The organism is Sphingomonas sp. (assembly GCF_024508665.1).
Lineage (GTDB): Bacteria > Pseudomonadota > Alphaproteobacteria > Sphingomonadales > Sphingomonadaceae > Sphingomonas.
Genome location: NZ_JANINP010000006.1, coordinates 881,418 through 905,136 on the forward strand (window position 1 = coordinate 881,418; position 23,719 = coordinate 905,136).

The 23,719-nt window shown below is 65.2% G+C and carries 22 protein-coding genes; 9 read left to right on the forward strand and 13 right to left on the reverse strand.

Annotated elements, in window-relative coordinates:
* Nucleotides 1-11 precede the first annotated feature (11 nt).
* Nucleotides 12-746, reverse strand: coding sequence for a Crp/Fnr family transcriptional regulator (locus Q0L25_RS13025; RefSeq protein ID WP_296614891.1), 735 nt, complete (start codon nt 744-746; stop codon nt 12-14).
* Between the two features lie 172 nt (nt 747-918).
* Between Q0L25_RS13025 and murA the strand changes: the two genes are divergently transcribed.
* Both murA and Q0L25_RS13035 read left to right on the forward strand, forming a co-directional pair.
* Complete coding sequence (gene murA / locus Q0L25_RS13030; protein ID WP_296614893.1) at nt 919-2,202, forward strand: UDP-N-acetylglucosamine 1-carboxyvinyltransferase; 1,284 nt, start codon at nt 919-921, stop codon at nt 2,200-2,202.
* Between the two features lie 4 nt (nt 2,203-2,206).
* Nucleotides 2,207-3,781 carry an MFS transporter gene (locus Q0L25_RS13035; RefSeq protein WP_296614895.1) on the forward strand — a complete coding sequence of 525 codons (1,575 nt, stop codon included), beginning with the start codon at nt 2,207-2,209 and terminating at the stop codon, nt 3,779-3,781.
* A 3-nt stretch (nt 3,782-3,784) separates the two neighbouring features.
* Here Q0L25_RS13035 and Q0L25_RS13040 read toward each other — a convergent pair whose 3' ends face one another.
* The 9 genes from Q0L25_RS13040 to lgt all read right to left on the reverse strand — a co-directional run bounded on the left by Q0L25_RS13040 (nt 3,785) and on the right by lgt (nt 12,077).
* On the reverse strand, nt 3,785-5,779 hold the full coding sequence (locus tag Q0L25_RS13040; RefSeq protein WP_296614897.1) for a GMC family oxidoreductase: 1,995 nt from the start codon (nt 5,777-5,779) through the stop codon (nt 3,785-3,787).
* A gap of 176 nt (nt 5,780-5,955) precedes the next feature.
* Complete coding sequence (locus Q0L25_RS13045) at nt 5,956-6,084, reverse strand: hypothetical protein (protein ID WP_296614899.1); 129 nt, start codon at nt 6,082-6,084, stop codon at nt 5,956-5,958.
* Nucleotides 6,081-6,896, reverse strand: coding sequence for an alpha/beta hydrolase (locus Q0L25_RS13050; protein ID WP_296614900.1), 816 nt, complete (start codon nt 6,894-6,896; stop codon nt 6,081-6,083). The genes Q0L25_RS13045 and Q0L25_RS13050 overlap by 4 nt, the downstream gene beginning before the upstream one ends.
* Nucleotides 6,893-8,218 (reverse strand): cystathionine gamma-synthase family protein, encoded by a 1,326-nt coding sequence (locus tag Q0L25_RS13055; protein WP_296614902.1) that lies wholly within the window; start codon nt 8,216-8,218, stop codon nt 6,893-6,895. The genes Q0L25_RS13050 and Q0L25_RS13055 overlap by 4 nt, the downstream gene beginning before the upstream one ends.
* Nucleotides 8,219-8,272: 54 nt before the next feature.
* Entirely contained in the window at nt 8,273-9,046 is a 774-nt protein-coding gene (gene pgeF / locus Q0L25_RS13060; RefSeq protein ID WP_296614904.1) for a peptidoglycan editing factor PgeF, read from the reverse strand.
* On the reverse strand, nt 9,043-9,561 hold the full coding sequence (locus Q0L25_RS13065; RefSeq protein ID WP_367184133.1) for an N-acetyltransferase family protein: 519 nt from the start codon (nt 9,559-9,561) through the stop codon (nt 9,043-9,045). The genes pgeF and Q0L25_RS13065 overlap by 4 nt, the downstream gene beginning before the upstream one ends.
* Nucleotides 9,558-10,067, reverse strand: a complete 510-nt coding sequence (locus tag Q0L25_RS13070) for a GNAT family N-acetyltransferase (RefSeq protein ID WP_296614906.1) — start codon at nt 10,065-10,067, stop codon at nt 9,558-9,560. The genes Q0L25_RS13065 and Q0L25_RS13070 overlap by 4 nt, the downstream gene beginning before the upstream one ends.
* A complete protein-coding gene (locus Q0L25_RS13075; protein WP_296614908.1) occupies nt 10,064-11,146 on the reverse strand; it encodes an SAM-dependent methyltransferase in 1,083 nt (360 codons plus the stop codon). Before Q0L25_RS13075 ends, Q0L25_RS13070 begins: the two co-directional genes overlap by 4 nt.
* 55 nt (nt 11,147-11,201) lie before the next feature.
* Nucleotides 11,202-12,077 carry a prolipoprotein diacylglyceryl transferase gene (lgt, locus tag Q0L25_RS13080; RefSeq protein ID WP_296614909.1) on the reverse strand — a complete coding sequence of 292 codons (876 nt, stop codon included), beginning with the start codon at nt 12,075-12,077 and terminating at the stop codon, nt 11,202-11,204.
* 78 nt (nt 12,078-12,155) lie between these two features.
* Here lgt and Q0L25_RS13085 point away from each other — a divergent pair, with 78 nt between their 5' ends.
* The 4 genes from Q0L25_RS13085 (at nt 12,156) to phbB (ending at nt 18,141) form a co-directional block, all read left to right on the forward strand.
* The gene (locus tag Q0L25_RS13085) at nt 12,156-13,841 is read left to right on the forward strand and encodes a class I adenylate-forming enzyme family protein (RefSeq protein WP_296614912.1); all 1,686 of its coding nucleotides are present in this window, start codon (nt 12,156-12,158) and stop codon (nt 13,839-13,841) included.
* A 154-nt stretch (nt 13,842-13,995) separates the two neighbouring features.
* A complete protein-coding gene (locus tag Q0L25_RS13090; RefSeq protein WP_296614913.1) occupies nt 13,996-16,239 on the forward strand; it encodes a molybdopterin cofactor-binding domain-containing protein in 2,244 nt (747 codons plus the stop codon).
* Between the two features lie 124 nt (nt 16,240-16,363).
* Complete coding sequence (hemH, locus tag Q0L25_RS13095) at nt 16,364-17,368, forward strand: ferrochelatase (RefSeq protein ID WP_296614915.1); 1,005 nt, start codon at nt 16,364-16,366, stop codon at nt 17,366-17,368.
* Nucleotides 17,369-17,418: 50 nt separating this feature from the next.
* On the forward strand, nt 17,419-18,141 hold the full coding sequence (gene phbB / locus Q0L25_RS13100) for an acetoacetyl-CoA reductase (protein WP_296614917.1): 723 nt from the start codon (nt 17,419-17,421) through the stop codon (nt 18,139-18,141).
* 151 nt (nt 18,142-18,292) lie between these two features.
* Here phbB and Q0L25_RS13105 read toward each other — a convergent pair whose 3' ends face one another.
* Nucleotides 18,293-18,622, reverse strand: coding sequence for a hypothetical protein (locus Q0L25_RS13105; protein WP_296614919.1), 330 nt, complete (start codon nt 18,620-18,622; stop codon nt 18,293-18,295).
* 197 nt (nt 18,623-18,819) lie between these two features.
* Between Q0L25_RS13105 and Q0L25_RS13110 the strand changes: the two genes are divergently transcribed.
* The gene (locus tag Q0L25_RS13110) at nt 18,820-19,773 is read left to right on the forward strand and encodes an amidohydrolase family protein (RefSeq protein ID WP_296614921.1); all 954 of its coding nucleotides are present in this window, start codon (nt 18,820-18,822) and stop codon (nt 19,771-19,773) included.
* Nucleotides 19,774-19,946: 173 nt separating this feature from the next.
* Here Q0L25_RS13110 and Q0L25_RS13115 read toward each other — a convergent pair whose 3' ends face one another.
* Complete coding sequence (locus Q0L25_RS13115) at nt 19,947-20,921, reverse strand: alpha/beta fold hydrolase (RefSeq protein ID WP_296614923.1); 975 nt, start codon at nt 20,919-20,921, stop codon at nt 19,947-19,949.
* 102 nt (nt 20,922-21,023) lie between these two features.
* Between Q0L25_RS13115 and Q0L25_RS13120 the strand changes: the two genes are divergently transcribed.
* Nucleotides 21,024-21,923 (forward strand): LysR family transcriptional regulator, encoded by a 900-nt coding sequence (locus Q0L25_RS13120; protein WP_296614925.1) that lies wholly within the window; start codon nt 21,024-21,026, stop codon nt 21,921-21,923.
* A gap of 4 nt (nt 21,924-21,927) precedes the next feature.
* On the opposite strand, the gene Q0L25_RS13125 is transcribed toward Q0L25_RS13120, so the two are convergent.
* Nucleotides 21,928-22,521, reverse strand: coding sequence for a CGNR zinc finger domain-containing protein (locus tag Q0L25_RS13125; protein ID WP_296614927.1), 594 nt, complete (start codon nt 22,519-22,521; stop codon nt 21,928-21,930).
* Nucleotides 22,522-22,641: 120 nt separating this feature from the next.
* Here Q0L25_RS13125 and Q0L25_RS13130 point away from each other — a divergent pair, with 120 nt between their 5' ends.
* Nucleotides 22,642-23,610 (forward strand): alpha/beta fold hydrolase, encoded by a 969-nt coding sequence (locus Q0L25_RS13130; protein WP_296614929.1) that lies wholly within the window; start codon nt 22,642-22,644, stop codon nt 23,608-23,610.
* Nucleotides 23,611-23,719 lie beyond the last annotated feature (109 nt).

Here is a 23,719-nt window from a genome sequence, read left to right on the forward strand (position 1 = left end):
CCCTCCAAGCCCTAACGCGGTGCCGGCAGCCAGCTCAGGTCGAGCCCCTCGTAGCGGTCGACATAATTGGCCGCGCGAAGAAGCCCGCGTTCGTTGGTAAAGGTGACGCGTCCGTTCTCGCGTGCGATCAGCCCTTCTTCCTCGATCCGGCGCAACATGCGGTTGACGTGGACGGCGGTCAGCCCCGTGGCGTCGCCAATCTCTTCCTGGGTCAGGCCGAGGGTGAACGTGTCGGTGATCGACTTGTCGCCCGCGCGCAAGCGGTTGCGCATATCGATCAGCACTGCGGCGACGCGCGCCTTGGCCGAGGTGCGGCCGAGCGCGGCGAGCCGGTCGGTCAGCGCCGCCCGTTCGATCTGGCTGTAAACCAGCAGCAATGCCGCCAACCGTGGATGCCCCGCGATGATGTCGCTCAACGCCGCGCGCTCGAACGGCGCCACCACCGCGTCGCTGAGCGCGGTCAGTGTCTCGGGTGCCTCGCGATAGACCAGGCTCGACAGTGCGACCATGTCGCCGGGAAACAGGAATCGCAGGATTTGACGGCTGCCGTCGTCGAGCAGGCTCGACGACATCAATACGCCCTTGCGGACAACGAACATGTCGCCGGAGCGATCGTTCTCGCGCTGAATCGTCGCACCGCGCCTGATCGGCCGCTCGCGTTCCTCGATGCGTTCGAGGGCCGCATGTTCCGCCGGGGTTAAGGTAACCAGATCGCCTAATCGTTCGGCGAAACAACTGCCTGACACGTCGAACAACACTCCCCCGGAACTTGGAGGGTACAGAGCAGCGCGCGCGGACCTGTGCATTAAAGTCGATCAATGGTGATGATCGCGCGTTGCTGTGACAGTGGCGGCCCCACCGAACGACAATGGACGCGTTGCGCTTGCTTGCGGCGTGGCGGGCGATAGAAGCCGTTGGATGGACCGTATCCTCATTCGCGGCGGCAATCGCCTGACGGGCAAGCTGCCGATCTCGGGCGCCAAGAATTCCGCGCTGACGCTGATGCCGTGCGCGCTGTTGACCGAGGAGCCGGTGACGCTGCGCAACCTGCCGCGGCTCGCCGACGTCGACAGTTTCGGCCACCTGCTCAACCAGCTCGGCGTCTCGACCGAGATCGAGGGCGCGCGGCCGAGCGATTTCGGCCGCGTCATGACGATGCGCGCCGGCCGGCTGACCTCGACCGAGGCGCCGTACGACATCGTGCGCAAGATGCGCGCCTCGATCCTGGTGCTGGGCCCCTTGGTCGCGCGCGCCGGCGAGGCGACCGTGTCGCTGCCCGGTGGCTGCTCGATCGGTAACCGCCCGATCGACCTGCACCTGAAGGCGCTCGAGGCGATGGGCGCGCGGATCGAACTCGCCGCCGGCTATGTGAAGGCGATCGCGCCGGGCGGCCGCTTGCCCGGCGGGCGTGTCGCTTTCCCGATCGTGTCGGTCGGCGCCACCGAGAACGCGCTGATGGCCGCCGTGCTCGCCAAGGGCGGCACGGTGATCGAGAACGCCGCGCGCGAGCCGGAGATCGTCGACCTGTGCAACCTGCTGCTCGCGATGGGCGCCTCGATTTCCGGGGTCGGCACCGAGCGGCTGGAGATCGAAGGCGTCGAGCGCCTGCACGGAGCGACCTATCGCGTGATGCCCGACCGTATCGAGGCCGGCAGCTATGCCTGCGCGGCGGCGATCACCGGCGGGTCGGTCGAATTGGTCGGGGCCAAACCCGACGACATGCGGGCGACGATCGCGGCGCTCATCGACGCCGGAGTCAGCGTCGAGGAAAAGGGCAGTTCGTTGTTCGTGTCGTCGGACGGCAAGCTCAAGCCGCTGACTCTGTCGACCGCGCCGTTCCCGGGGTTCCCGACCGACATGCAGGCGCAGTTCATGGCAATGCTGTGCAAGGCCGATGGCGCCAGCGTGCTGACCGAGACGATCTTCGAAAACCGCTACATGCACGTGCCGGAGCTGGCGCGGATGGGTGCGGATATCCAGGTGCGCGGCCGCACCGCGGTGGTGCGCGGGGTCGATCACCTGGTCGGCGCGCCGGTGATGGCGACCGATCTGCGTGCCTCGATGAGCCTGATCATCGCCGGCCTCGTCGCCGAAGGGCAGACCGAGGTCAGCCGCGTCTATCACCTCGACCGTGGTTATGAGCGGCTCGAGGAGAAGTTGCAGGCGGTCGGGGCCGACATCGAACGCGTCGGCGACGGTTAATTCGGTGACGCGGGGGCTCAGCACCACGCTTAGCGACCGGCAGGCGCTGTGGGCGTTTGCGCTCGGCTGCATCGCCGTGACCATCGGCGTGTTGATGCACATTCCGATGTTCCTGATGGGCCGGATGATGCACTTCCGGCTCGCCGGCATGGCGATGGGCTGGGACATGGTGCTCGGCATGGGGCTGATCATCGCCGGCGTCGGCGTCGCTGCATACGGCCTGTTACCCCGCGATATCGCCAGGCAACGCGCCGAGAGCGGCGCGATCGAGATTTCGGCTCCCGAGGACGCGCCGTTGAGCTGGGCGCATTGGCGGCTGATGCTGGTCCTCGTCGTCGCGCTGATCATCGACGTCATGAAGCCTGCATCGCTGGGGTTCACCGTGCCCGGCATGGTCAGCGAATATGGGGTGCCCAAGGCAACAGTGAGCCTGGTCCCGTTCTTCGCGCTGATCGGTACCGTGGCCGGGTCGGTGCTGTGGGGTGTGATCGCCGACATCTATGGCCGCAAGGCGTCGATCCTGCTGTCGGCGGTGATGTTCGTCGGCACGTCGATCTGCGGCGCCATGCCCAGCCTCGCCTGGAATATCGGCATGTGCTTCATGATGGGCGCCGCTGCCGGCGGCATGCTGCCGGTGACTTATGCGTTGCTCGCCGAGATGATGCCCAACAAGCATCGCGGGTGGAGCCTGGTGCTGGTCGGCGGCCTCGGCGCGGTTGGCGGCTATTTCGCCGCGAGTGGATTTTCGGCCTTGCTCCAGCCTGAATTCGGCTGGCGAATATTGTGGCTGCTCAACTTGCCGAGCGGTTTGATCCTCGTCCTGCTCGGCGGCTTCATCCCGGAATCGGCCAAGTTCCTGCTGGCGCGCGGCCGCGATGCCGAGGCGCGGGCAGTGATGGCGCGGTTCGGATCGACCGCGAAGCGCCTCGCGGCGCTGCCGCCGCTGCCAGCGGGAACGGTGAGTCATGCGCTAACCGGCGCCAAACTGATCGGCAAACTCGCCGCCTTGTCGATCGCCGCGATCGCCTGGGGCCTGATCAATTTCGGATTGCTCTTATGGTTGCCCGCCGATCTGGTCGCCAAAGGATATTCGGTTGCGGTGTCGAGCAAATTGCTGGCCGAATCCGCGTTGATCGCTTTCCCGACCGTGTTCGTCGCCGCGCTGATGTACAGTCGTTGGAGCACCAAATGGTCGCTCGTCACGATGATCGGCGTCACCTTGATCGGCTTGGTCGGCGTGCTGCAGCTCGAATTTGCCGGAACCGGCAGCCCGGTCCTGCCGGTGGCGTTGCTGATCGTCGGATCCAACGGCATCATCGCGATCCTGCTGCCCTACACCGCAGAAAGCTTCCCGCTGCGGGTCCGTGGTCGCGCGACGGGGTGGGTCGCGGCGTGTACCAAGGGCGGCGGTGTCGCTGCCCAGGCGCTCAGCATCACTGCCCTGGTGCCGGCAATGGGCGTCACTGCCGGGTTGATCATCGTGCCGACGGCGCTCGCGCTCGGCCTATGCGCCTGGTTCGGCCGCGAGACGCGGGGCAGGGACCTCCGCCTGCTGGACGACGCGGTGGCTGCCGTCTGACGCTCAGAACGGCGCGATCGCCGTCGCGTAATGCGCCATTGCCATCGTCGTCAGCTGCGCGTTGACGCGGATGCAGCTCGTGAACGTACTGGCGTCGGTGACGAGGACATTGGCGGTGCCATGGACGCGGCAGTCGAGATCGACCACGCCGTGTTCGCGATCCTTGCCGCGCGCGTTGCCGCCCTGAGGATGCGAGCTCGACAAGGTGACGTCGTCCGCTTCGTTTATCGCGTTCTCGAAGAAGGCATCTACATCGTCGCCGGGTTTGAGCGTCTGGCCGCGCGCTAGGGCCGGATAGACTTCCTCCGCGCCTGCCGCGAAATGGACCTTGGTCAGCGCCGACAGCGCGCGTTTGATCAGCGGGATCTCGACGTCGTCGCGCAGCTTGAAGCTGAGCCCTGAATCGATCAGCTGCCCGCAACGGTCGGCGGGAATCAGGATGCCGGCCGACGCCAGCCGACCGTAATTGCGCATGCGCCGCGCGTGATCGCCAAACCAGCCGGGCATCAGCGTCGACATGCTCATCGGCGGCTGGAAATGCGATTCGAGCAAGAAGTCGCCGCGGTCGACATAGGTCGCCATCTGGTCCTCGTCCCAGCTGCGCATCGATTGCTCGCCCGGCATCAAGGCGACGACCGGGCAGGCGATGTTAAGCGAGATGCCGGTGCCGGTACCGTCGATCCCGCTCGCCGCGAGGATGCGGCTCGACGCCATCGTGCCGGCGGCGACCACCACGCCTTCGCGTGCGCGGATGAAATGCTTGCGGCCATCGGCCAGCACGACCTCGACCCCGGTCGCGCGACGCTTATCCCAATCGAGCGGGGTTTCCCAGCGGATCGCCGTGACTTTGGTTTCGGCCAGGATATGCGCGCCGCTCTTGCGCGCGTCGAGCAGGAAGGACTGCGCCATCCCCTGCTTGCGGCCATAGGGGCAGCCGGTGTTGCAATAGCCGCAATAGGCACAGGCCGCCCCGACATTGTCCGGGCCGTAATTCTTGCTGAACCAGGGCGTTGGGGCCGCCTGGTCGCAGGGTAGGCCGGTCGCCGCCGCATGTGCCGCCCAGCCGCGCTGTAGGTGCGGGCCGTTGTGGCGCGCGGACCGCGCGTCGATCGGCCCGACCGACAAGCGTTGCTCCACGGCACGATAGGCCGCGTCGAACCGGGCTTCGTCGACTGGAGCGCCGAGCGCGGCCCAATTGGCGAAGATATTGGGGGCGTCGGGATGGGTCAGGCCGGGCTGATTGACGCGCAGGCAGATGCCGTTGTTGATGACGGTCGATCCTCCGACCACGCGGCCCTGGAACACCACCACATCGTGGTCGCGACTGGTCTGGACGCCGCCGTCGACGAACAGCCGCGCGGTCATCTCCCATTCGCGGTGATTGAGTTTGGATGAAGGGTAGAAGGGGCCCGCTTCGACCACCAAAACGTCGTGTCCCTGGGCGGCGAGCGTTGCCGCGGCGACCGCACCGCCCGCGCCCGATCCGATGACGATCACGCCGGCTTCGTCAGGCGCTTGGGTCAGGATATCGGCGTCGGTCAGGTCCCGGCCGGGAAACTCGGTGATCGGCACTTCGCCCGGCGCCGAGCGGTCGCGATGCGCGGGCAGGGTGAAGCCGATCTGCGCGAGCACCGGATTGTCGCGATTGTCATCCTGGGTGTCGCCCTGCCAATGCCCGTAATAGCCGGCATAGACCACGCTCCGCACCCGCGCGAGGTCCTGCATCAGGTCGTTGCGCGTGCGTTCGAGCCGCCGCGCGACTTGCCGCGCGCGCCAAGCCGGGCCGAGGATCAGGAACAAGGGCCCGCCCATCACCAGGCAGAGCAGATAGAGGCTGAGCCCGATCTCGGTGGCCTTATTGCCTTTCACCAGGCCGAATTGTCTCTGAAGATTGGCGACCACCTGGCGCGACGGGATCGCCATGTCGACATCGTGGAACAATGCCTCTGTCAACGCCTTCAGGATCGCTGCCTGAACGAAATTGAACGGCTTCCCCATGCGCTTCCCCCCGGTCCCGTCATGCTCTTCATAGCGGGGTTGGCCGCAGGCGGGAAACGCGTTCGTCGCCACAATGAAGTGAATGACGGTTTTACCCTGCCGCTTGCGGACGGGAGGGAGGCACTTCTAAGCGCGCCACCACCCCTCGGCCTTCGGCGCATGCTATAGGGCCTGCCTCAATAGCCCCATGCGCCAGCGAGGAGAGTCGTCCGCAGTGACCAGTGGCCCCAACCGCCGTCGCGATAGACGGGCAACCATAGGTCGGTGGTGAACTGACACGGGCTCGCCGCCGGATTCGTCGTCATGCGGCGGGCGGCAGAATGGCCGAGACTGCGGCGGCGATCGCGGCGGGCTGTTCGGGTAGCAGGGCGTGTCCGGCCTGTTCGATCAGGACGAGCCTGACGCGATCGGGAAAGTCCCTGGCGAGGATGTCGGCCGAATCGGCGCGCGGCGCGATACGGTCGAACTCGCCCTGGATCACAAGCATCGGAAGCCCGCCGCCGGGCCACCACGACTCGACGGGGGTTGCGCGGACGGCGGCGCCCTGGATCCTCGCGGTCACCGGATGCCAGCCGCGCCGCCAGTGATCGGGCACGGCCTCGGCGTCGGCGAAGAAGCCATACGCCACGCAGGCGAAATGCTCTTCGGCTGGTTGGTCGGGATTGAAGCAGCCGAGCAACGCGTCGAACGCGAGGCCGGGGATCGGATATTTGCCGCCGGCCGCGATCAGGATAAGCCGCGCGGCGGCACCGGCATGACGCGCCGCCGTGGCGCGGGCCAGGCGATTGCCGAAAGCATGGCCGATCAGGGTCGCCGGCGCGCCCCGTTCAGCTTCGATCACCGCTGCGACATCGTCGGCGAGATCGAACAGCGATACCGGCTCGGACGGCAATTCGCTCAGTCCGACACCCGGCGGATCGATCGCGATGGTGCGATGGTTGCCCGCCAGCACCGCGGTCAGCTCGTTGAAGTCGCTTGCCTCGCGGCCCAAGCTAGGCAGCAGGACTATTGCCTGTCCGGCCCCGCGAACGAAATAGCCGATCCGTCGCCCATCGCGGACGATCGATCGGGCCTCCCCCTCGCAGGGCCGGGCGACGCTGTCCGCCCGCTCGCTCAAACCGTCTCCAGCGCCGCCTCGAAATCGGCGATCAGGTCGTCGGCATCCTCGACGCCGATCGAGATGCGGACCAGATTGTCGGTAATCCCCAAGGCCTGCTTGCGCGCTTCGGGCACCGACAGGTGCGTCATCGCCGCGGGATGCGACGCGAGCGTTTCGGTGCCGCCCAGGCTGACCGCGAGTTTCGCGATCTTGAGCGCGTCGAGAAAGGCGAAGGCTTCCTTCTCGCCGCCCTTGAGATAGAGCGAGAAGGTCGAGCCGGCGCCCGAGCAATGGCGCTCATAGATGTCGGCCTGACGTTTGTCCTTGCCGTCCTTGAGGAAGCCGAGATAGCCGACGCGCTCGACCTTGGGGTGCTTGCGCAGGAATTCGCAGACCTTGGCCGCGTTCTCGCCCGCACGGCTCATTCGCAGTTCGAGCGTCTCGAGGCTGCGCAACAGCATCCAGGCGGTGTTGGGGTCGCAGATCGTGCCGATCGTGTTGCGCATCAGCCGGATGGTGTTGATATGCTCCTTCGAGCCGAGCACTCCGCCCGCGACCAGATCGGAATGGCCGCCGGCATATTTAGTCAGCGAATAGACGACGATGTCGGCGCCATGCTCGAGCGGCTTGTGCCAGAGCGGGCCGAGGAAGGTGTTGTCGATCGCGATCGGCGGCTTGTTGGCGCCGGTGAAAATTGCATCGCGGCTGGCGGCGACCGCCTGGACGTCGACCAAAGCGTTGGTCGGGTTGGCCGGACTTTCGAGATAGATCAAGGCAACATTGCCCGACGATGCCTTTTGCAGAACCGCGTCGATCTCGGCGCGCGTCGCCCCCGCCGGGAAGTCGAGCCAATGGACGCCGAACCGGCCCAGGATGCGCGCGATCAGCGTCTCGGTCGCGGCGTAGAGCGGGCCGGAATGGACGATCGTGTCGCCTGGCTTGACCATGGCGAGGAACAAGGTGGCGATCGCCGACATGCCCGAGGAGAAAGCCAGTGCATCCTCGGCGCCTTCCCAGATGCCGAGCCGGTCCTCGAGGATCTCCTGGTTCGGGCCATTGAAGCGTGAATAGACCAGCCCCTCCGCGCCGCCCGGGCGCTTGCCGGTGACGCCCTCGAAATGGCGCTTGCCCGCGGCTGCATTGGGGAAGACGAAGGTCGAAGTCAGGAAGATTGGCGGCTTGAGCGCCCCTTCCGACAGCATCGGGTCGTAACCATGGCCCATCATCAGCGTGGACGGCTTGAGCTTGCGCCCGCCGATTGACGCCGGTTCGGTTTTCTTGGGTGCCAGGGCTTCGACTCCGGTCAAATCGGCTTCTGTCTCGGTCGGCGTCTTGGGCATCATCTACTCCTTTGGCCGACGCTGTAGCGCCGTGTGGTTTCAGAAGAAACTAGTTCATCCTGCCGATCGCAGTCCGATGATCGAAATCTGTCGTCCATAATCCGGCTCACCAAGGTGCGTCGCACGACGGAAGCTGTAGAAACGATTCGCATCGCCATAGGTGTCGAGCCCCATCATTTCGATGGTCCGCACGCCGGCGGCCGCCAGACGATGCGCGACATAGCCTTCCAGATCGAACTGCGCATGGCCGTCGCGGCCCGAGGCAAAGAAGCGTTCGTTCTCGGGATCGGCGGCTTCGAAGCGGTGCTGGAACGCTTCATCGACTTCATAGCTGGCGCGTGCGATGCACGGACCGATGGCGGCGACGATGCGGTCGCGATCGGCGCCGAGCCGTTCCATCGCGGCGACCGTCGCGTCGGTCACGCCGCCGATCGCGCCTTTCCATCCGGCATGCGCCGCGCCGACGATCCCGGCCGCGCGATCGGCGAGCAGCACCGGCGCGCAATCGGCGGTCAGGATGCCGAGCGCAAAGTCCGGTCGATCGGTCACCATCGCGTCGGCATGTGGCCTCGCGCTGTCGTCCCAAGGCTTGGCGAGCGTCACGCAGTCCGCCGAATGGACCTGATAGAGCGTGACGAGTTCGGCACCCGGCAATACGGCGGCGACCGCGCGGCGGCGGTTTTCGGCAAGTTCGGGACCAATCTCGACTTGCCCGCGCCGTCCCAGATCGAGGCCCGCGGTGATCCCGGTCGAGACGCCGCCGCGCCGCCCGAGAAAGCCATGCGCAACGCCTTCGAGCGCGCGAGCGCGATTGACCTCGACCGTCACAGCCTCAGCCTCATCAACCGGTCATCGTCTTCGTGATCGCCGACCATGAACTTGTATTGCCCGATCTCTTCGAAGCCATAGCGTTCGTAGAAGCGGCGGGCGCGATGATTGTCGACATAGACCGAGAGGATCATCTCGCTCGAGCCGCTCGCCCGTGCCTGATCTAGGGCCCAGTCCATCAAAACCGGCGCGAGACCGGCGCCATGGTGATCGCCAAGGATGTAAAGCTGGTGCAGCTCGATCGCGCTGTCCGGCCAGTCGCCTGGAAAAGTGACCGGGCCGATCTTGCAATAACCGGCGATCGCGCCGCTATCGGTCGCCACCCGCACGCGATAGGCCGGATCGGTCAGGTCGGCGGGCAATCCCGCCGATCCGAACGCCGCTTCGAGGAACTGCGCGAGGTCTTCCTGGCGATAGAGGGTGCCGAACGTGTCGGTGAAGCTGCGCCGTGCCATCGCCGCCAGTTCCGGTCCGTCGGCGGGCGTCGCGTCGCGATAGGCGATCGCTCCGCTCACAACGCCAGTCGCATGATATGGTCGGTGTCGACCTGGTTGCCGACGGCAAAGGCATAGTCGCCGACATGCTCGAAGCCATTTTTGCGGTAGAATGCGGCTGCGCGGTGGTTTTCCTCCCACACGGTCAGCAACAGCGCCGTCGCGCCTTCGGCCCGCGCGGTGGCGATCGCCCAGTCGAGCAATGCCTTGCCGACGCCCGTGCCATGCTGATCGCTGCTGACATAGATCTGGCTCAATTGCATCGCGCCGGGTTCGGCATCGGGCAGCCACGGCGGATTGAGCTTGGCATAACCGACCACTCGGCCATCGGCGAGCGCGAGGTGGAAGCGCGCGGTCCCGCTCGCCAAATCGGCTAGCAGCTTGCCGTCGGGGCCATAAGCCTGGGCGAGATACGTGGCTGCGTCCTCGGCTCCGACGCCGTGCGCGAACGTCTCGATCCAGATCGCCTGCGCCATTGCGTCCAGCGCCTCGCCATCGGTCTGGGTTGCGTCGCGATACTCGATCATAGGAATCCCGCCGGAATTGGCCAGTCGCGCGCGGTCCAGGCCATCGCCCTGAACAACGTCCCCATCTGGTCGTCATCGACCAGCCGCGCACGATCGGCGGCGATCTGTTCGGCGCGTTCCGGCGTCGAACGCGCCAGCGCCTCGGCGCGGGGATCGATCCCCAACGCGGTCAGGAAAGCGCCTTGCCCGACCGGACCGTCGACCCGCGCACCCTCGACGCCGGCGGCCGCGGCCAGCGTCGCGAAGTCGACATGCGCGGTCAGGTCGCGGCTGCCCGGTTCCTCGAACGGATTGGCGAATTGGTGGCTGCTCACTGCCTGCAACGTGTCGCCGATCGCGGGGCCGTCGTAACCGTAATCGATCACCAGCGCCGCGCCGCCGTGCGCCATCAGGCGCTGCGCCAGCGCACGGGCGATCGCCACCGATGCAGGAGAGGTTTCGATCACCGATCCGACCGGCGCGTCGCGCAGACCCTCCGGGATCACGCTGGCGGGCACGTCCTTACCAGCGATCGGCAGGAACAGCAGATCCTGGCAGGCGACCAGCCGCTCGCGCCAGGCATCGCCCGCCTTGACCAACTGGCGGATCGGTAGCGCGTCGAAGAATTCGTTCGCGACGGCGATCACCGGCCGGTCGTCGGGCAATTGCGCGATGTCGTCGTGCCAGGTGGCATAAGGCACGGCAGCGCGTTGGCTCGCGCGGAGCGTGGGGCTCGTTTCGACGAAATGGACCGGCGGATCGAGCCCGACCCGACTCATCGCCCGAATCGCATCGGCGGTCAGCGTGCCGCGTCCCGGTCCGAGCTCGACCCAATAGATGTCGGGTTCGCCGGCGCGCTGCCAAAGGTCCGCCGCCCACAGGCCGATCAGCTCGCCGAACATCTGGCTGATCTCGGGCGCGGTGGTGAAGTCGCCGGCCGACCCCAGCGGATCGCGCGTCGCATAATATTCGGCATTGGCCGCCGCCATATATTGCGACAACGGGATCGGCCCCGCCATGGTGATGGCGCGCGCCAGCCGATCGGGCAAATCTCCCCTCCCGCTTGCGGGAGGGGTCGGGGGAGGGGGTGTGGATGTCATCGCGATGAAACCGACATGCCCTCCCCCAGCCCCTCCCGCAAGCGGGAGGGGGACGTCATGCTACGCTTTCGTCTCCGGCGATCGGGGTGACGCGGTCGCGCCGCCCCTTCGCCGTCCATATCAGGTAGATGCCGCCCAGGATCATCGGCACGCACAGCCACTGCCCCATGTGCAGATAGCCATTGTCGAAGATCGTGCCCTGAAACTGCGCGTCGGGTTCACGGAAGAATTCGACGGTGAAGCGCGCGAGACCATAGCCGGTCAGGAACAGGCCGACGAGTTTGCCCGGTTCGTAGCGCGCCTTGGTCCGCCAGAAGGCGTAGGCGAGCAGCGCGAACAGCACCACGCCTTCGAGCAGCGCCTCATAGAGCTGACTCGGGTGACGCGGCATCATCCCGGCATTGGGAAAGACCATCGCCCAGGGCAGGTTGGGATCCGCCGGCTTGCCCCACAATTCGCCGTTCACGAAATTGGCGAGCCGCCCGAAGAACAGTCCGAACGGGGCGCAGCACGCGACATAATCGTGGACGCGCAGCCAGCTGAGCTTGTTGCGCCGCGCGAACCAGAAGATGCCGAGCGACGTGCCGATCACGCCGCCGTGGAACGACATGCCGCCTTCCCACAATTTGAAGAAACCGGGCGAGAGAAAGAGCTTGGGATCGTAGAATAGGACATAGCCGATTCGCCCGCCCAGAATGATGCCGAGCGTCGCGTAGAACACCAGATCCTCGACATGGCGTTTGGCCATCGGCGCGCCGGGGGCGCGCAACATCCGCATCAGATACATCCAGCCGACGATGATGCCGGCGATGTAGGCGATCGAATACCATTTGATGTCGAATAAATCGCGCCCGAACAAATGGATGTGCAACAGCACCGGGTTGAGGTGCAAATCGTCGAAATTGATCGCGGTGAGTGCGTGCAGGATCAAGGCTTTTCCCCGGGCTTTGTCGCTCCCATAAGGGCGTAAAGGGTTCAAGTCGACCAAGACCAAGCGGAGAGAATGCCGATGCCCAGTGCGCTCGATCTACGGATGGACCAGGGAATCGCGAGGCTGACCGCGCCCGGCGCACCGATGGCGGTGAGCGAGATCGAGGTACGCGGTCGGTCCTATCCGGCGATCGCCGCGGCGCCGCCCAGCCTGGCACATTATTTCGCGCATTTCTGCGCTCAGCATGCCGACGCAACCTTCCTGGTCGCGGGCGAGGAGCGGCTGACCTTCGGACAGGTGTACGACCAGGCCGACGGCGTCGCGCGGTCGCTCGTGGCGCAAGGCATCAAGCGCGGCGACCGCGTCGGCATCGCGATGCGCAATTCGCCGTCCTGGATCGCGCTCTACATGGGCGTGCTGATGGCCGGCGGCATCGCGGTCCTGCTCAACGGCTGGTGGCAATCGGAGGAGTTCGCCGACGCCTTGGCCGAGGTCGAGTGTTCGATCGTCTTTGCCGATCCGCCGCGCGGCAAGCGGCTGGCGGAGATTGCCGGCCTGACCGCACGCGTGGAAGTGATCGACGACCTGAAACCGCTGTCCGAAGCGCTTGCCGTTTTACCGGGCGATACACAGACTGCGTTACCCGAGCTCGGTCCCGACGATCTTGCCACGATCCTGTTCACCAGCGGTTCGACCGGACAATCCAAGGGCGCGCTGAGCGATCACCGCGCCGTGCTCCAGGCGACGCTCAATTACCTCACCCAGGCGTTGATGATGCTGGGTTTCGCGACCGAGGACGGCAATCCGCCGCAGGGGCAGCCTTCGACCCTGCTCAACGTACCGTTGTTCCACGTCACCGCCGAAGTGCCGGTGATGCTGCAGAGCTTCGCGATGGGACGCAAATTGGTGTTGATGCCCAAATGGGACGCCGAGGAGGCGATGCGGCTGATCGAACGCGAACAGATCAGCTATTTCGTCGGCGTGCCGCTGATGAGCTTCGAGATTCTGACCCACCCAAATCGCGGCAAATACGATTTGTCGACGGTCACGGATTTCGCCGCCGGCGGCGCGCCGCGTCCGGTCGACCATGTCCGCCGGATCAACGAGGAAATGGGCGGCGGCGCGCCGCTGATCGGCTATGGCCTGACCGAGACCAACGGCGTCGGCTGCGGCAATTGGCGCGAGAATTATCTCGCCAAGCCCAATTCGACCGGGCGCGGTTCGGCGCCATTGGTCGACCTCGCAATTCTCGACAATGCGGGTCGCAAGGTGCCGGCGGGCGAGCGCGGCGAGGTGGCGATCCGGTCGATCTGCAATTTCCGCGAATATTGGCACCGGCCCGATGCGACCGCGGCGGCGTTCAGCGCCGACGGCTATTTCCTGACCGGCGACATCGGCTATCTCGACGAGGACGGTTATCTGTTCATCGTCGATCGCAAGAAGGACATCATCATCCGCGGCGGCGAGAATATCTCCTGCCAGGAAGTCGAGGCAGCGATCTACCGCCACCCGCAGATCGCCGAAGCGGCCGTGTTCGGCCTGCCCGATGAGAAGTTCGGCGAAGTGCCGGGCGCCGTGGTGCATCTCAACAAAGACGAGGCGATCGACGAGCGCGCGCTGCAGGAGTTCCTGGGTGAGCATATCGCGCCGTTCAAGATACCCGCCCGCATCTGGATCGCCGCCGAGCCGCTCCCCCGGCTGGGCACGGAGAAGATCGACAAGGTCGGGCTGCGCGCCAAGTATCGCGCGATGGTGGCGAGCTAATCCTCCCCGTTTACGGGGAGGGGGACCATTGCGCAGCAATGGTGGAGGGGGGCGGCCATCTGGCAACTTGCTTGGTGCCTGCCCCCTCCACCGTGCCGCTGCGCGTCACGGTCCCCCTCCCCGTCCCGGGGAGGATTTGCTAGGCCGCTTTTTGATGGCCGACGAAACTCCGACCAAATCCCGCCTGACGCGTCGTCAGTTGCTGATCGGCGGCGGGGTCGGCGTCGGGCTAGTCGTGGCGTGGACGGTCTGGCCGCGGCGTTATGGTCCGAACCTGACGGCCGCCAAGGGCGAGCATATCTTCAACGCCTGGCTGAAGATCGGCGAGGACGGACATATCGCTGTCGCGGTGCCCCAAGCCGAGCACGGCCAGGGAAGCTGGACCACCTTGCCGCAAATCGTCGCCGACGAACTCGGCGCGGACTGGCGCACGGTGGCGGTCGAACAGGCGCCGCTCAACCCGCTCTACGCCAATCCGCTGGCAGCGTCGGAGCTGTTCGAAGGCGTCTTCGACCGCTTGCCGCAAAACATGCGTGAGGGTCATATCACGCGATCGGCGCTGATGCTGACCGCCGGATCGACATCCGTGCGCCAGTTCGAAGGTGACCTGCGCGACGCTGGCGCGGCGGCGCGCGTGCTGCTGCAAAAGGCGGCGGCGAAACGTTGGAATACCGACTGGCAGGCGACCGGCACCGCGCAAGGCTTCGTCGTTCACGACAAGGACAAATTGCGGTTCGGCGAGCTGGCCGCGGAGGCGGTCGGCGGCAGCTTGCCCGATCCGCTGCCGTTGCGCGCCGGCGAAAACGGCCGGCTTTCGGGCCAGTCGCTGCAACGGCTCGACAGTCCGGCCAAGATCGACGGTTCGGTCAATTTCGCCGCCGATATGCGCCTGCCCGGAATGGTGTTCGCGGCGATCCGCCAGGGCCCCACTGCCGACAGCCGCCTCGTAAGCGCCGACAAGGCAGCGGCGGACCGCGTGCACGGCGCGCTGAAAGTGGTCGAGGGCGATCATTGGGTCGCGGCCGTCGCCGACAATTGGTGGGCCGCCAACCGGGCGCTCGGCGCGCTCGCCCCGCGCTTTGCCGCGCCGGTCGGCGGAGCGAGCGATTATTCGATCCGCGGCGCGCTCGACGCGGCACTGAACGGCGACGGCGTCCGGATCGGTGCCGCCGGCGATGTCGGCGCCGCCTTTCGCGGCGTGCAGGTGGTGAGCGCGGAATATCGCGCCGCGCCCGCGCTGCATGCCGCGATCGAACCGCGCACGGCGACCGCCGCCTGGAGCGACGGGACAGTCGAATTGTGGATGCCGACGCTTGCCCCGGGACTCGCGCGCTCGGCAGTCGCGGCGGCGATGGGCGTGGGCGAGGCGGCGGTTATCATCCATCCGATGCCCATCGGGGGCGGGTTCGGCATTGGATTGGAATCGGATGCCGGCGTTCAGGCCGCCGCGATCGCACGCGCGGTTGAACGGCCGGTGCAATTGACCTGGTCGCGGGCGGAGGATTGCGTCCACGACCGCTTTCGCGCGCCTGCCGCAGCGCGGATGACCGGGCGCGTCGATCAGAACGGACGGCTGGTTGGGCTGCTTGCAAAGATCGCGGCCCCGTCGACCGGGCACGAACTCGCGGCACGGTTGCTGGCGAGCGACACGGCTGCGCAAGCCGCACTGGCGCTGCCCGCCAATGGCGATGCCTATGCCGTGGCCGGTGGCACGCCATTCTACCAGATCCCCAATTGGGCGCTCGATCATCATCCCGCGGATATCGGTATTCCGACCGGCTATTGGCGGTCGGGCGCGCACAGCTACACCTGCTTCTTCACCGAGTGTTTCATCGACGAACTGGCGCACGCCGCCAACACCGAGCCGCTATCGTTCCGTGTCGCGATGCTGGGCGGCAACGCCCGACTGGCGCGCTGCCTGACGACGGTGGCCGCGCTCGGCGGCTGGGAAGGTGGCGTGGCGGGGAGCGGGCAGGGGATCGCCTGTCACAGCTTTCGCGGTAGCCATATCGCCGTGTTCGCCGAAGCGCATATCGAGGAGGACCAGTCGATCGGTATCGACCGTATCGTCGCTGCGGTCGATTGCGGGCGGCAGATCAATCCGGACATCGTCCGCCAGAATGTCGAAGGCGGGCTGGTGTTCGGCATTGCCCAGGCGCTCGGCGCCTCTACGCGATTCAAGGACGGACTGGCCACCGTGCGGGGGTTCGGGGATCTCGATCTGCCGGTGCTTGCCGATATGCCGGACATCACCGTCGAGCTGATAGCCAGCGAGGCCGATCCCGGGGGTGTGTCGGAACTGGCAGTGCCGCCGGTGGCGCCGGCGATCGCCAACGCGCTGCAATCGGCGACGGGGTTCAGGATCCGCAGTCTCCCGCTCAAGGTTGGGGAAACATGACCTCTGCCACTAACTTCGTCCGTCACCCCGTACTGGTTCCGGGGTCCAACGTTCCACGTTGGAATCCAGCCGTTGTTGCCCGTTGGATGCCGGGACAAGCCCGGCATGACGGGGAGAGTTTGGCGTGACGCAACCGCTCAACCATCCCGCCATCCCAGCTCGCCGCATCGGCGTGCTGCTGGTCAATCTCGGCACGCCTGAAGAGGCCAGTCCGAAAGCGGTGAAGCGCTACCTCGCCGAATTCTTGTCCGATCGCCGCGTGGTGGAACTACCTCCGCTTGCCTGGCAGCCGATCCTGCGCGGGATCATTCTCAACACGCGGCCGAAGAAATCGGCGCATGCCTATGGCCAGGTCTGGACCGACGCCGGATCGCCGCTCGCCGCCGTCACCCGCGCACAGGCCGAAGCGCTGAAGGATGCGTGGCCCGGAGTGACCGTCGACTGGGCGATGCGCTACGGCGCGCCGGCGATCGGCGACCAGTTGGTGGCGATGAAGGCGGCGGGATGCGAGCGCATCCTGATCGCACCGCTTTACCCGCAATATTGTGCCGCGACGACAGCGACCGCCAACGACAAGGCATTCGAGGCACTGGCCGCAATGCGCTGGCAACCGGCGATCCGCACCTTGCCGCCTTATCACGACGACCCCGCCTATATCGATGCGCTGGCACAATCGGTGCGCGCCTCGCTCGCCGCGCTCGATTTCGAGCCGGAAGCATTGATCGCGAGTTTCCACGGCATGCCGGCGCGCACGCTCGAACTTGGTGATCCCTATCATTGCCATTGCCAGAAGACGGCCCGCCTGCTCGGCGAGGCATTGGGACACGAAATGATCGTCACTTTCCAGTCGCGCTTCGGCCGCGCCAAATGGCTCGAGCCCGCGACCGATACGACGCTGGCAGCGTTGCCGGGGCAGGGGATCAAGCGCGTGGCGATCGTCGCGCCCGGTTTCTCGGCCGATTGCCTTGAGACGCTGGAGGAACTCGCGATTCGGGGTCGGGAAACCTATCTCGCCGCGGGCGGCACGCAATTCGCCTATTTGCCATGTCTCAATGATAGCAAGATCGGCATACGTATGCTCCGCGACATCTTGTCGCGGGAACTTGCCGGGTGGATCGGGGCCCAATAGCCTCGACCACGACGACACTGCCCGAATCAGGGCCAATAGGAGAGAAACCAATGGCACGCGTAGCGATCGTAACCGGCGGAACCCGGGGGATCGGCGAGGCGATCAGCCTGGCGCTGAAGGACATGGGCATGACCGTCGCGGCGAACTATGCCGGCAATGACGAGCGCGCCCGCGAATTCTCCGACCGCACCGGGATCAGCGCGTTCAAGTGGGACGTCGCCGATTACGATGCCTGCCAGGACGGGGTGAAGCAGGTCGAGGATCAGCTCGGCCCGGTCGACGTCGTCGTCAACAATGCCGGCATCACCCGCGACGGCACGATTCTCAAGATGACCTACCAGATGTGGAAAGAGGTCATGGACACCAATCTGGGCGGCTGCTTCAACATGGCCAAGGCTACCTTCCCGGGCATGCGCGAGCGCAAATGGGGACGGATCGTCAATATCGGCTCGATCAACGGTCAGGCCGGGCAATATGGCCAGGTCAATTACGCCGCGGCGAAGTCGGGCATCCACGGCTTCACCAAGGCGCTGGCGCAGGAAGGCGCGAGGGCCGGCGTGACGGTCAACGCGATCGCGCCGGGCTATATCGACACCGACATGGTGGCGGCAGTACCGGCCGATGTGCTCGAGAAGATCGTCGCCAAGATCCCGGTCGGGCGGCTCGGCCAGGCGCAGGAGATCGCGCGCGGCGTCGCTTTCCTGTGCTCGGAGGATGGCGGGTTCGTGACCGGCTCGACGCTGTCGATCAACGGCGGGCAGCATATGTACTGACGGGCGCAGGCGCGGAAGTCAGGCTTCCGCGCCGGTAGCGCCAGCGGCGCGAGCGCCCGGCACGGCCGGCGGGTCGGCGAAGCCGAACCCGTCCGACGACGACCGCGCCTTGCCGCGGGCGGGCTGCGTTGGCGTTACCGGTGAGCAGTGGCTAACGAACAGTCTCAATCCCGTATTCAGCTGCTGCAGAACGCGCTTTATCTTCTACGTTTCTCACCAGTTTGGCGAGTTGCTCATTGACCCCTTGAACCTCAGAACGCGCGATTCCGTCGCCATTCTCAGGACAAAGGTATCTATCGTTCAGTGACCCCATTCCGCCTGTCGCTTCCGACAGCGCCGAGATAATTGCCGACTGATCGCCACCGCGCAAACGATCGACAAGAGCAGGTAATCTCGGCGAAGTCGCGCTATCGCCGTGGCTTTGCACAAGCCCGAGCACATCTTCGATGGCTGCTGCCAAGTCCTCCAGTTTGTCAGACATGGCGTTACGATACGCAGAAAGATCGATTTCTACTACCGAACTAAAAGCTGATGCATCACCTCAGCCGCCAGCGCTTTCGCTTAGACCGAGCCGTTGCTTCGTGCCGCGACATGACCTGCGAGGTCATGTCGCGGCGGCGGCGCGCTTGGTAACCGATCCGGACGGCGCGACAGCGCGGTTCAGTTCGGAGTGACGATATGCAGATCGCGCGCAGGGATTTCCTCAAATATAGCGGTGGCACGATGGCGGCGCTGGCGCTTCCGGGAGAGCTGGCCGCCGCCAATGCCCCTCGCAAGCCGATCATCGACGTCCACATGCATGCTTATCCGGCCACGATGAAGCTTCCCGTCCCGATCGTGAATCCGATCACGGGTGCGAAGAGCGCGATCGTTACCGGTGCGGACCACCTCGCCGCCTGCCTAGAGCAGATGCGGCGGTACAATATCGTCAAGGGCGTGGTCAGCGGCGGCGATGGCGACCGCCTGCAGGCGGCTTATGACTGGCATGACCGCGATCCCGCCCGCATCGTCGCCGGTGCCGGCATCCGCGGTTCGGAGGACACGCCGCTGCCGCCGCTGGAGACGCTGCGCCGTGCCTTTGCCTCGGGCAAGCTGAAGGTGTTGGGCGAGGTCACCGCGCAATATGCCGGTCTGTCGATCAGCGATCCCAAATACGATCCTTATTTGGCCCTGGCGGAGGAATTCGACGTGCCCGTGGCGATCCATCTCGGCACGATGCCCGCGGGTACGACGTTCGATCCATGCTGCCGCTCGGCGCGAGCGGCGTTCGGCCATCCGGAAACGGTGGAGGGAGCGCTCAACAAGCATCCGAAACTGCGTATCAACCTGATGCACAGCGGCTGGCCGTATATCGAGGAAGCCGAAGCGATGATGATGCTCTACGACAACGTCAACATCGATACCGGCGCGCTGTCTTGGCTACTGCCGCGGCCGGCCTTTCACGATTATCTGCGCCGGCTGGTCGACGCGGGCTTCGGCAAAAGAGTGATGTTCGGATCCGACCATATGTACTGGCCCGACGGGATCGGACTGGCGGTCGAGCATGTCGAGGCCGCGACGTTCCTGGCCGAGGAGCAGAAGCGCGACATCTTCTACAATAATGCGGCCGCCTTTTATAAGCTGAGCGCGTGACGCCTGGGAATTCCTTTTGTCGCGGCCAGCCTTCCTGATTCAGCCGCCGCAGGATTCGCACACGATCAGGTCTGTAGGCAAGTGCACCGGAAAATGGTCGGGCCTTATCGACGCCGCGCGCGCTTCGCCGGAAAGGACCTCGCAGGTCGCGATCCGGCGAAGCCATGGTCGAATCACTTGCGCTCCGGCGGCAGCCGATCGAGAAAGTCGAGTATCGCGCCAGCGATTTCGGGTGCGTGAGTTTCCAGTGCGAAATGTCCGGCAGCATAGGTGCGCACCTCGGTGTCGGGCACCAGCGTCTTATAAAGATCCCTCCCCTTCGTGGTGAAGATCGGGTCCTTCTCTCCCCAGACGACAAGTGTCGGAAACTTCGCCGACTTCAGGAAGGCCTGCCACTGGGGGTAAAGCGCGATGTTGTGCTGATATTGGTAGAGCAATTCGACCTGGATGCGGTCGTTGCCGGGCCGATCGAGCAGCGCCTGATCGACGATCCAGGCGTCAGGGTCGATCCGGTCCGTGCGTGATACACCCTCGATATATTGGAGCTTGGTCGCCTCGGCGGTGAATGCGCCACGAAAGGCTTTTTCGGTTTCAGTCGTGCGGTTGGCCCAGCCGGGAGCGAAACCCTTGACGATCGCCGGATTCCAGCCTTCGACATTGGCGACCGCATTCTGGACCACCAGCGCACGGACCCGCTCGGGGTGTCGGATCGCAAGACGAATGCCGATCGGACCGCCATAGTCCTGCATGTACAGTGCGTATCGATCGACGCCGATCGTCGTTACGAACTCGTCCATTAATGTGGCGAGATTGGCGAAGTTATAAGCGAACGCTTCCGGCGCCGGCGCGCTCGAATTGCCAAAACCCGGATAGTCCGGCGCGATCACATGGTATCGTGCGGCCAGTCGCGGAATAAGGTCGCGAAACATGTGCGAAGAACTCGGGAAGCCGTGCAGCAACAGCACGGTCGGCGCATTGGCCGGTCCCGCCTCGCGATAGAAGATGTCCAGTCCGCGGACTTTAGCGACATGGAAAGTCACGACGGGTTGCACGGCGCCGGATGTTGGTTGGGCGGTAGCCGGGACACCCGCCAGATTTGGGCCCAGCAGCGACGCGGCAATGAGGGCAGTGAAGACGGACAGACGCATGGGTTTTCTCCAGACGGATCATGTGCGCCGCGTCTGCATCCTTCCAAAATTGAAGACTATCCTCTATGATCGGAAAGGCGCCTTCCAATCAATGGATCGATCGTGGACAAGTTCGAATCGATGGCAGCCTTTGTCGCGGTGGTCGAGGCGGGCGGCTTCACCGCCGCGTCGCGCCGGACGCGAATGCCGCTGGCGAGCGTCAGCCGAAAAGTGTCCGACCTCGAAACGCTACTGAACGTCGTGCTGATCGCGCGCTCGGGGCGCGGCATCAAACTCACGGAGAGCGGCGAGCGATATTATGCCGACTGTCGGCGCCTGCTTGACGAACTGGGCGAAGTCGAGCGCGCGGCTAGCGGGGAATATATCGCGCCGCGCGGCGATCTGGTCGTCACTGCTCCCGTCGTTTTCGGACGATTGCACCTGACACCTATCGCGGTCGAGTTTCTGAACGCCTGGCCGGACGGCAATTTGTGCCTGCGCCTTCGAGACGACATCGCCAATCTGTCCGAGGAAAAGATCGATCTCGCGGTCCGCATCAGCCGATTGCCCGACAGCAACATGATTGCGAGGCGCATCGCCGACATCCGCCGCGTGATCTGCGCGAGCCCGGCCTATCTGCGCGCACATGGCCTTCCTCAACATCCGCGCGATCTAATCGGCCACCGGTGCATCTCGGTCGCACCACTCTCGACGCCGGACGTCTGGACCTTCGGAGTCGGTACGTCGCTACGATCCTTTCCGATCGCGCGGCGGCTGGCGGCGACGACCTCCGATGCGACGATCGATGCCGCGCTTTCGAGCGCCGGACTCGCCCGCGCGCTACACTATCAGGTGGTCGAGCACGTCGCGCGGGGCGATCTGATCCTGGTCCTGGAGGATTTCGAGCCCGAGCCGTCCCCGCTCAGCCTGGTCTATCCAGCGTCCCGGTTCATGCCGCTCAAGCTGAGGGCCTTTCTCGATTTCGCGGTACCAAGGTTGAAGCAGCGTCTGCACGCCGCCTAGCGCGTCAGACGGCGGTACCGGCTTTCCGTACCCGGTAGTGCGCGACCTTATCGCGGTTGCCGCAGATCGACATGGTGCACCAGCGCCGCCGGTTATTCTTGCCGATATCGTAGAATTGTATGGTGCAGGCCGGATTGGCGCAATGACGCATCCGTTCCGGATCGAAATGTCCGAGAAACTGCGCGAAGTCCCAGGCGATCGCGGTCGCTACCGGTGGACCGACCAGCATTACCCGCTCTTCGAGTATCGGGAGCCCGTCACGCTCGACGAGGTTCAACCGCATCCCCGACCGATCGATTCGCTTGTTGATGTCGTCGATCGTCTCGCGCGGCACTGGTTTCGATGCTGCAAGCAAATCGAATGCGCGCGCGAGACGGGCACGAAGCGCGTGCAAATCCGCGACGCTGTCGCTGTCGTCGCTCGCTGACAGATCGATATTGGCCTGCACCGCCCAGCGATTAACTGCTTCGTCGCTCTCGATCAGGTCGAGCGCCATGCCCTTGATCACCGGCGTGGTGTTCAGGAAGTCGATCCACAAATGGCTGCCCAGGAAGGGCATGCCCTCGCGAAACTCTCCGGCAATCCGCTCCTGGTTCATGGTCTGCTTCCGATGGGCGCGCCGACAGGCGCTAGATGTAACCGATGAAATAGTGCTTGACAGGTTTTCTGTAAAGAGACACCTTTAAAAGTGTAGTTCATCGGTTACAAAGGAAATCCCATGTCCAAATCCACTCGCACTCTCGGCCTGGCAGCTGCCGCCGCTTCCATGGTCGCAATGACGCCGGCCTCGGCGTCGCCGGCACCAATAAGCGCTCCGGCGGTCCCGGCCCCCCGGACGCTGTACAAGTCGGAGACGGTGAAGGGTCTCAAGGTCTTCTACCGGGAGGCCGGCGATCCCACCCTGCCCACGATCGTCCTGCTCCACGGATTCCCGACCTCGTCGCATATGTATCGGGATCTGATCCCGGCTTTGGCCGGACGGTTCCACGTCATCGCGCCCGATTATATCGGCTTCGGCCAGTCGGACGCGCCGGCCGCGTCCGAATTCACCTACAGCTTCGACAACCTGACGGCGCACGTCACCGGGCTGCTCGATCAGCTGCACCTGACCTCGTACGTTCTTTACATGCAGGATTATGGCGGTCCCGTCGGCTTCCGCATCTTCGCCGAGCGTCCCGGTCAGGTGAAGGGCCTGATCATCCAGAACGCGAACGCGTATCTCGACGGCGTCGGCGACATGCCCAAGCAGGTCTTCCTGCCGCTCTGGGAAAAGCGCGACGCCACCACCGAAGCGGCCGCGCGAAACTTCCTGAAGCCCGAAACCACTCGCTTCCAATACACGTTCGGCGCCCACGATCCGGAGGCGATCAGCCCGGACAACTGGACGATCGACCAGGCGCTGCTCGACCGCCCTGGCACCGATGCTTACCAGTTGGACTTGCTGGCGAATTACAAGACCAACGTCGCGCTGTACGACAGCTGGCATGCCGCGTTCCGCAAGTATCAGCCCAAGACCCTGATCGTCTGGGGAAAGAATGATCCGTTCTTCATCCCGGCCGGCGCGGAAGCCTTCAAACGAGATCTGCCCAAGGCCAAGCTGGTCTGGCTCGACGGCGGGCATTTCGCACTTGAGGAGAATGTCGGGCTCGTCGCGCACGAGATCGACCTCGCGTTTGCCGGCGAATAAAGACGCCGGCAAAGGCCGCCGGCGCTTCCCCCCCCAATCCTCCGACCGGAGGACGCCGGCGGCCACTCCATCGTCCCACCGAGCGCCGAGCCGTAACGATCCCTCGGCG

What these genes read in the sequence shown, in the direction of transcription:
- phbB (WP_296614917.1), top strand. Translation starts at nt 17,419, where the DNA reads ATGGCACGCGTAGCGATCGTAACCGGCGGAACCCGGGGGATCGGCGAG.
- murA (WP_296614893.1), top strand. Translation starts at nt 919, where the DNA reads ATGGACCGTATCCTCATTCGCGGCGGCAATCGCCTGACGGGCAAGCTG.
- Q0L25_RS13085 (WP_296614912.1), top strand. Translation starts at nt 12,156, where the DNA reads ATGCCCAGTGCGCTCGATCTACGGATGGACCAGGGAATCGCGAGGCTG.
- Q0L25_RS13075 (WP_296614908.1), bottom strand. Translation starts at nt 11,146, where the DNA reads ATGACATCCACACCCCCTCCCCCGACCCCTCCCGCAAGCGGGAGGGGA.
- Q0L25_RS13125 (WP_296614927.1), bottom strand. Translation starts at nt 22,521, where the DNA reads ATGAACCAGGAGCGGATTGCCGGAGAGTTTCGCGAGGGCATGCCCTTC.
- Q0L25_RS13070 (WP_296614906.1), bottom strand. Translation starts at nt 10,067, where the DNA reads ATGATCGAGTATCGCGACGCAACCCAGACCGATGGCGAGGCGCTGGAC.
- Q0L25_RS13115 (WP_296614923.1), bottom strand. Translation starts at nt 20,921, where the DNA reads ATGCGTCTGTCCGTCTTCACTGCCCTCATTGCCGCGTCGCTGCTGGGC.
- Q0L25_RS13110 (WP_296614921.1), top strand. Translation starts at nt 18,820, where the DNA reads ATGCAGATCGCGCGCAGGGATTTCCTCAAATATAGCGGTGGCACGATG.
- Q0L25_RS13045 (WP_296614899.1), bottom strand. Translation starts at nt 6,084, where the DNA reads ATGACGACGAATCCGGCGGCGAGCCCGTGTCAGTTCACCACCGACCTA.
- Q0L25_RS13090 (WP_296614913.1), top strand. Translation starts at nt 13,996, where the DNA reads ATGGCCGACGAAACTCCGACCAAATCCCGCCTGACGCGTCGTCAGTTG.
- Q0L25_RS13040 (WP_296614897.1), bottom strand. Translation starts at nt 5,779, where the DNA reads ATGGGGAAGCCGTTCAATTTCGTTCAGGCAGCGATCCTGAAGGCGTTG.
- Q0L25_RS13055 (WP_296614902.1), bottom strand. Translation starts at nt 8,218, where the DNA reads ATGCCCAAGACGCCGACCGAGACAGAAGCCGATTTGACCGGAGTCGAA.
- Q0L25_RS13130 (WP_296614929.1), top strand. Translation starts at nt 22,642, where the DNA reads ATGTCCAAATCCACTCGCACTCTCGGCCTGGCAGCTGCCGCCGCTTCC.
- Q0L25_RS13105 (WP_296614919.1), bottom strand. Translation starts at nt 18,622, where the DNA reads ATGTCTGACAAACTGGAGGACTTGGCAGCAGCCATCGAAGATGTGCTC.